At 64.3% G+C, this 6,857-nt stretch carries 5 protein-coding genes and 2 tRNA genes; 6 read left to right on the plus strand and 1 reads right to left on the minus strand.

Features of this window, described 5'->3' with window-relative positions:
- The first annotated feature begins 76 nt into the window (after positions 1-76).
- The 4 genes from Q1V87_RS06330 (at position 77) to Q1V87_RS06345 (ending at position 5,739) form a co-directional block, all read left to right on the plus strand.
- The gene (locus Q1V87_RS06330) at positions 77-574 is read left to right on the plus strand and encodes a DciA family protein (protein ID WP_300591331.1); all 498 of its coding nucleotides are present in this window, start codon (positions 77-79) and stop codon (positions 572-574) included.
- Between the two features lie 121 nt (positions 575-695).
- Entirely contained in the window at positions 696-2,735 is a 2,040-nt protein-coding gene (gene gyrB / locus Q1V87_RS06335; protein WP_300591332.1) for a DNA topoisomerase (ATP-hydrolyzing) subunit B, read from the plus strand.
- A gap of 38 nt (positions 2,736-2,773) precedes the next feature.
- On the plus strand, positions 2,774-5,341 hold the full coding sequence (gyrA, locus tag Q1V87_RS06340; protein WP_300591333.1) for a DNA gyrase subunit A: 2,568 nt from the start codon (positions 2,774-2,776) through the stop codon (positions 5,339-5,341).
- On the plus strand, positions 5,338-5,739 hold the full coding sequence (locus Q1V87_RS06345; RefSeq protein WP_300591334.1) for a DUF3566 domain-containing protein: 402 nt from the start codon (positions 5,338-5,340) through the stop codon (positions 5,737-5,739). Before gyrA ends, Q1V87_RS06345 begins: the two co-directional genes overlap by 4 nt.
- Before the next feature lie 38 nt (positions 5,740-5,777).
- Here Q1V87_RS06345 and Q1V87_RS06350 read toward each other — a convergent pair whose 3' ends face one another.
- On the minus strand, positions 5,778-6,491 hold the full coding sequence (locus Q1V87_RS06350) for a VIT family protein (RefSeq protein WP_300591335.1): 714 nt from the start codon (positions 6,489-6,491) through the stop codon (positions 5,778-5,780).
- A gap of 145 nt (positions 6,492-6,636) precedes the next feature.
- On the opposite strand from Q1V87_RS06350, the gene Q1V87_RS06355 reads away from it, so the two are divergent.
- Positions 6,637-6,710 (plus strand) — tRNA-Ile (locus Q1V87_RS06355).
- 26 nt (positions 6,711-6,736) lie between these two features.
- Positions 6,737-6,809, plus strand: a tRNA-Ala gene (locus Q1V87_RS06360).
- Positions 6,810-6,857 lie beyond the last annotated feature (48 nt).

Genomic DNA, 6,857 nt, shown 5'->3' on the forward strand with positions numbered 1-6,857 from the left:
CTGAGCTTCGCGTCGGCACCGTCCGTGTCGAGGCGGGCACCCTGAGTGGTAGCGGTCCGGTTGATCGAGAAGTGTCATGACCGTGGACGCGGAGCAGGCATCCTCGGTACCCGAAACGATCGCGACGTACCTGCGCCTGCGAGGGCTCGCCCCCACAGCCCGCGTCGCTCGCCGCCGACGGCGCCGGATGGATGACGAGAACGAGCCGTTCACTCCAGGCCGGGATCCGAAGGGTGTCGGCGATGTCCTCACCGCTCTCACGCGGGAGGCCGGATGGGACGCACAGCTTGCCCGGGAAGATGTGGTTCTCACCTGGAACGAGGTAGCCGGGGCCGAGACGGCGCGCCACACCCGTCCGGTCGGCTTTGTCGACGGCATCCTCACCGTCCAGGCCGATTCGACGGCATGGGCTCGGCAATTGCAGAACATGCGCTCGCAGATCCTCACCGAGATCATTCGTCGCTTCCCGGATGCCGGGGTCGAGAGTGTCCGCTTCATCGGGCCGGACGTCCCCTCCTGGAAATGGGGGCCGAGAGCCGTTCCAGGCCGCGGTCCGCGCGATACCTACGGCTGAACCACCTCCCGGGACGTCGCGACGAATTTCGTCGCGCCACAGGACCGTAGAGCGCTCGAACGGGGCCTGGACTTGATAGACTGACGGATAGTCCTATCGTCGATGTGGAGCGCCTCTCACCATGCCCTCAGAAGTCCCTGAAAGCGTTCCCGAAGATCCGCAGCTCGCCAACGCCGGCAAGGTCCAGAACGAATACGGGGCCGACGAAATCCAGGTCCTCGAAGGACTGGAGGCGGTGCGCAAGCGTCCCGGCATGTACATCGGCTCGACCGGTGAGCGCGGCCTTCACCATCTCGTGTACGAGATCGTCGACAACTCGGTCGACGAAGCCCTCGCTGGGTACTGCGACACGATCACGGTCACGATCCTCGAAGACGGTGCCGTTCGGGTGGTCGACAACGGCCGCGGAATCCCCGTCGATATGCACCGCACCGAGGGAAAGTCCACCGTCGAGGTGGTGCTGACGGTGCTTCACGCCGGTGGCAAGTTCGGCGGCGGCGGGTACGCGGTCTCCGGTGGCTTGCACGGCGTCGGCTCCTCTGTCGTGAACGCCCTGTCGACGCGGCTCGAGGTCGAGGTCAAGCGCCAGGGATTCGTCTGGCGGCAGTCATTCCGTGACGGCGGAACCCCGGTTGCACCGCTTGAGAAGGGTGAGCCGAGCGACGAGACCGGAACGACCATCACCTTCTGGCCGGATGCCGGAATCTTCGACACCGTCCACTTCGACTACGACACCCTGCGCACCCGTTTCCAGCAGATGGCCTTCCTCAACAAGGGGCTGCGCATCACGCTTCGAGACGAGCGTCCGGAGTCCGCCTACGTCGTCGACGACCAGTCCAGCGGCACGGCTGCTACCCAGCCCCACGATGACTTCCTTTACGAGCGCGGGCTCGTCGACTATGTCGAGTACCTCAACAAGGTGCGCAAGACCGAGGTCGTCAATGACGAGATCATCGAGGTCGAGTCCGAAGACACCGAGCGCCACATTTCGCTCGAGCTGGCGATGCAGTGGACAACGAGCTACACCGAGAACGTGTTCACCTTTGCGAACACGATCAACACTCACGAGGGTGGAACCCACGAAGAAGGGTTCCGAGCCGCGTTGACGACGCTCGTGAACCGGTACGCACGTGCCCAGGGCATGCTCAAGGAGAAGGATGACAACCTCACCGGTGAGGACATCCGCGAGGGCTTGACCGCTGTCATCTCAGTGAAGCTCTCCGAACCCCAGTTCGAGGGCCAGACCAAGACGAAGCTCGGCAACACCGAGGCCAAAGCTTTCGTGCAGAAGGTCGTCGGGGACCAGTTGACGGATTGGCTCGATCGCAATCCTGCGCAGGCCAAGAACGTCATCCGCAAAGCCATCGACGCCGCGAGCGCGCGACTTGCTGCGCGCAAGGCTCGCGAGACGGCACGGCGCAAGAGCGTCTTCGAGTCGGCGGCGATGCCCGACAAGCTCAAGGACTGTGTCTCGAAGGACCCGTCGATCAGTGAGATCTTCCTCGTGGAGGGGGACTCGGCCGGCGGTTCGGCTGTCGGTGGTCGCGATCCTCACACGCAGGCGATCCTTGCCCTTCGCGGAAAGATCTTGAACGTCGAGCGGGCGCGCCTGGACCGGGCTCTCGGCAACAAGGAAGTGCAAGCGATGATCTCGGCCTTCGGCACGGGAATCGGTGAGGACTTCGACATCGCTAAGGCGCGGTACCACAAGATCGTGCTGATGACGGATGCCGACGTCGACGGTCAGCACATCACGACGCTGCTGCTGACCCTGCTGTTCCGCTACATGCGCGGTCTCATCGAAGCCGGCTACGTGTACCTCGCCCAACCCCCGTTGTACCGGATCAAGTGGTCGAACTCTCCCCACGAGTACGTCTACTCCGATCGGGAGCGTGACGCGCTGTTGACCGAGGGAGCCGCCGCGGGTAAGCGCATCCCGAAAGACAACGCGATCCAGCGCTATAAGGGTCTCGGCGAGATGAACGCCGAGGAACTGTGGGAAACCACGATGGATCCCCAGACCCGAACGCTCCGGCAGGTCACGATCGATGACGCGGCGGCCGCCGACGAGATCTTCTCGATTCTCATGGGCGAGGACGTGGAGTCGCGCCGCGGGTTCATTCAGCGAAACGCGAAAGACGTCCGCTTCCTGGACATCTGAGTACGCGAGCACATCGAAACGACGAAGTAGAGACAGACATGGCAGACGAACAACGTCCCGAGCCGGAGCACAACCACGGTCGAATCGACCAGGTCGACCTGCAGCTGGAGATGCAGCGGTCCTACCTCGACTACGCGATGAGCGTCATCGTCGGCCGCGCGCTTCCCGACGTGCGCGATGGCCTCAAGCCCGTGCACCGCCGCGTGATCTACGGCATGTACGACGGTGGGTACCGCCCCGACAAGTCCTTCTCGAAGTGCTCGCGTGTCGTCGGCGAGGTGATGGGTCAGTACCACCCGCACGGTGACTCGGCGATCTACGACACTCTCGTCCGACTGGTGCAGCCCTGGGCGCTGCGCTACCCCCTTGCTCTCGGCCAGGGGAACTTTGGAACCCCGGGAAACCAGGGCGCCGCCGCACCGCGATACACCGAGACCAAGATGGCGCCGCTCGCGCTGGAGATGGTCCGGGACATCGAAGAAGAGACGGTCGATTTCCAGCCGAACTACGACGGTCAGACCCAGGAGCCCGTGGTCTTGCCGGCCCGCTTCCCGAACCTGCTGGTCAACGGATCGGTGGGTATCGCGGTCGGCATGGCGACAAACATCCCGCCGCACAACCTGCGCGAGGTTTCGGCCGGTGCACTGTGGGCGCTCGAGCACCCCGATGCCTCCCGCGAAGAACTTCTCGAAGCGCTCATGGAGCGCATCCCGGGGCCTGACTTCCCGACAGCCGCACAGATCCTCGGAACGAAGGGCATCAAGGATGCCTACCGCACCGGCCGCGGATCCATCACGATGCGCGCGGTGGTCAATGTCGAAGAGATCCAGGGCCGCACGTGCCTGGTAATCACCGAACTGCCGTACCAGGTCAACCCCGACAACGTCGCTGTGAAGATCGGTGACCTTGCGCGCGAGGGCAAGATCACCGGCATCGCCGACATCCGTGACGAGACATCTGGCCGCACCGGTCAGCGCCTGGTCATCGTCCTCAAGCGCGACGCCGTCGCGAAGGTCGTGCTCAACAACCTGTACAAGCACACGCAGCTGCAGGAAAACTTCGGCGCGAACATGCTGGCGATCGTCGACGGCGTGCCGCGCACGTTGCCGCTTGACGGATTCATCAGCTACTGGATCGAGCACCAGGTCGAGGTCATCGTCCGGCGCACCCGATTCCGCCTTCGCAAGGCCGAAGAGCGCATGCACATCCTGCGCGGGTACCTCAAAGCGCTCGACGCGCTCGACGAGGTCATCGCCCTCATCCGTCGTTCGGCGACTGTGGATGATGCGCGCGAGGGTCTGAAGGACCTGCTCGAGATCGACGACGTGCAAGCCGACGCGATTCTGCAGATGCAGCTGCGCCGTCTTGCCGCCCTCGAACGGCAGAAGATCATCGACGAAGCCACCGAGCTCGAGGCACAGATCCTGGACTTCCAGGCGATCCTGGCCGACCCGATGCGCCAGCGCTCCATCATCCGGGAAGAGCTCACCGCCATCGTCGAGCGTTTCGGTGACGACCGACGCACCGAGATCCTGCCCGGCTATGACGGCGACATGTCGGTCGAAGACCTCATCCCCGAAGAGGAGATGGTCATCACCGTTACCCGTGCCGGGTACATCAAGCGCACCCGCAGCGACAACTACCGGTCGCAGCACCGCGGCGGTAAGGGTGTGAGGGGTGCGCAGTTGCGGGCTGACGACGTCGTGGAGCACTTCTTCGTGACGACGACCCACCACTGGCTGTTGTTCTTCACGAACAAGGGCCGCGTGTACCGCGCGAAGGCGTACGAGCTTCCCGAGGCCGGCCGCGACGCGAAGGGCCAGCACGTCGCGAACTTCCTCGCGCTCCAGCCCGAGGAAGAGATCGCCCAGATCCTCGACATCCGTGACTACCAGGCAGCGCCCTACCTTGTCCTTGCCACCCGCAGCGGCCTGGTGAAAAAGACGCGCCTGACCGAATACGACACCAACCGCCAGGGCGGCGTGATCGCCATCAAGTTGCGCGCAGGCGAGGGTGAGGATGCCGGAGACGAACTGACCTCCGCGATGCTCGTGGACGAGGGCGACGACATCCTGTTGATCAGCCGCGAGGGAATGTCGCTGCGGTTCACGGCCACGGATTCGGCGCTTCGCCCCATGGGCCGGGCGACCGAGGGCGTCAAGGGAATGTCGTTCCGCGGAGAGGATTGCCTGCTGTCGGCATCCGTGGTTCGTGACGAGGGATACGTGTTCGTTGTCACCGAGGGCGGCTACGCGAAGCGCACGGATGTCGCCCAGTATCGCGAGCAGGGCCGCGGAGGCCTCGGTATCAAAGTCGCGAAGCTGACTGAGGATCGCGGGGTCCTCGCGGGCGGTTTGATCGTCTCGGAGGACGACGAGGTCTTGGTGGTTCTTGCCAGCGGCAAGGTGGTACGCTCTGCCGTGGCCGAGGTCCCCGCCAAGGGTCGCGACACCATGGGTGTCGTCTTCGCCCGCCCCGATGACGAGGATCGCATCATCGCGGTCGCGCGTAACGGGGAGCGGGTTGTGGCAGAGGTTGCTGCGGCCACGGATGCGTCGGATGACGCCGCCTCCCCCCAGATCGTTGAAGGAAGTCCCGACGCATGACGACGGTAGCCGACAAACTCGCCAAGAAATCCAGCAAGACCACGACGAAGCAGGTACGCCTGCGCCTCGTCTACCTTGACTTCTGGTCGGCCGTGAAGCTGTCGTTCTTGGCTGCCGTGGCGATCGCTATCGCAACCGTCGTGTTCTTCGTCCTGATCTTCCTCATCCTGCAGACGACGGGCCTGATCGGCCAGGCTGACGAGTTCATCGGCAGCTTCACGGACGGCACGTTCTCGCTGTCGGCAGTGCTGTCCCTCCCGCAGGTGCTGGCGTTCTCGGCGATCGTCGCGATCCTGAACCTCGTGGTCGTCACCGTCATGGGAGCGGTCGTTGCCGGGATCTACAACCTCGCGGTGAAGGTCACCGGCGGCTTGCTCGTCGGATTCACCTCGAACTGACGCGGAGCGCGTTCGCGACGATCCCGGCGGGAGCCGGGCTAGACGACGGTCGTGCCGAGCAGAGTGCCTATCCCGTAGGTCGCTGCCAGTGCGAGCGCACCGCCGATGACCAGCCGCAGCACCGCGCGTCCCTGTGACGAGCCCCCGAGGCGTGCGGAGATCGAACCGGTGACGGCCAGCGCAATGAGGACTGCCACGACAGTGACCGGTACCCGCCACTCCGGCGGCGGAAGAAGAATCGCCAGCAGGGGCAGGAGCGCACCGAACGTGAACGCGACGGCGGAGGAGAACGCTGCCTGCCACGGGCTCACCAGGTCGTCTTGGTCGATGTGCAGCTCCACCTCGAGGTGAGCCGCGAGGGCATCGTGGGCCGTGAGTTCCTTCGCGACCTGCACCGCGGTGTCCCGGCTCAGGCCGCGATCCTGGTAGAGCTGGGTCAACTCCTCGAGCTCTTCCTCGGGCATCTCGGCGAGCTCGCTCCGCTCCTTCGCGATGAGCGCTCTCTCGCTGTCGCGCTGGCTGCTCACCGACACGTACTCGCCGAGGGCCATCGAGATCGCCCCACCCACCAGGCCAGCGACACCCGCGAGTAAGAGGGCCGGTGTGTCGGTGGTCGCACCGGCGACACCGACCACGAGCGAGGCAACGGAGACGATGCCGTCATTGGCACCGAGAACGCCGGCACGTAGCCAGTTGAGTTTCTGGCTGACGCCGGTCGCGTGCGGTTCGTGGGCGTGCGTTGCATCGGTCACGCCGCTCAGTCAACAACTCGCCATGACGGCGCGCAATGAAGGATCGGCTAAGCGAACTCCGGCCAGCGTGCATCCGGATTCGTGGAAACCGCGTCGCGTCGGGTAAAGTCTTGGAGGTTGACGGTGCGATGTGCCGGCACCACACGGGGCTATAGCTCAGGCGGTTAGAGCGCTTCACTGATAATGAAGAGGTCCCAGGTTCAAGTCCTGGTAGCCCCACTCCTTAACTCAAGAAAATCCCTCACGGGGCCTTAGCTCAGTTGGTAGAGCGCCTGCTTTGCAAGCAGGATGTCAGGAGTTCGAATCTCCTAGGCTCCACAGTTGCTACGATCGGCGGGCGTTGTCGGCAGACTCAGGCCAGTGGCT

The sequence above is a fragment of the Microbacterium sp. genome (assembly GCF_030149085.1).
GTDB lineage: Bacteria > Actinomycetota > Actinomycetes > Actinomycetales > Microbacteriaceae > Microbacterium.

Excerpts from the sequence above, each read along its gene's own strand:
- gyrA (WP_300591333.1), top strand. The coding sequence starts at position 2,774 with ATGGCAGACGAACAACGTCCCGAGCCGGAGCACAACCACGGTCGAATC.
- Q1V87_RS06330 (WP_300591331.1), top strand. The coding sequence starts at position 77 with ATGACCGTGGACGCGGAGCAGGCATCCTCGGTACCCGAAACGATCGCG.
- Q1V87_RS06345 (WP_300591334.1), top strand. The coding sequence starts at position 5,338 with ATGACGACGGTAGCCGACAAACTCGCCAAGAAATCCAGCAAGACCACG.
- gyrB (WP_300591332.1), top strand. The coding sequence starts at position 696 with ATGCCCTCAGAAGTCCCTGAAAGCGTTCCCGAAGATCCGCAGCTCGCC.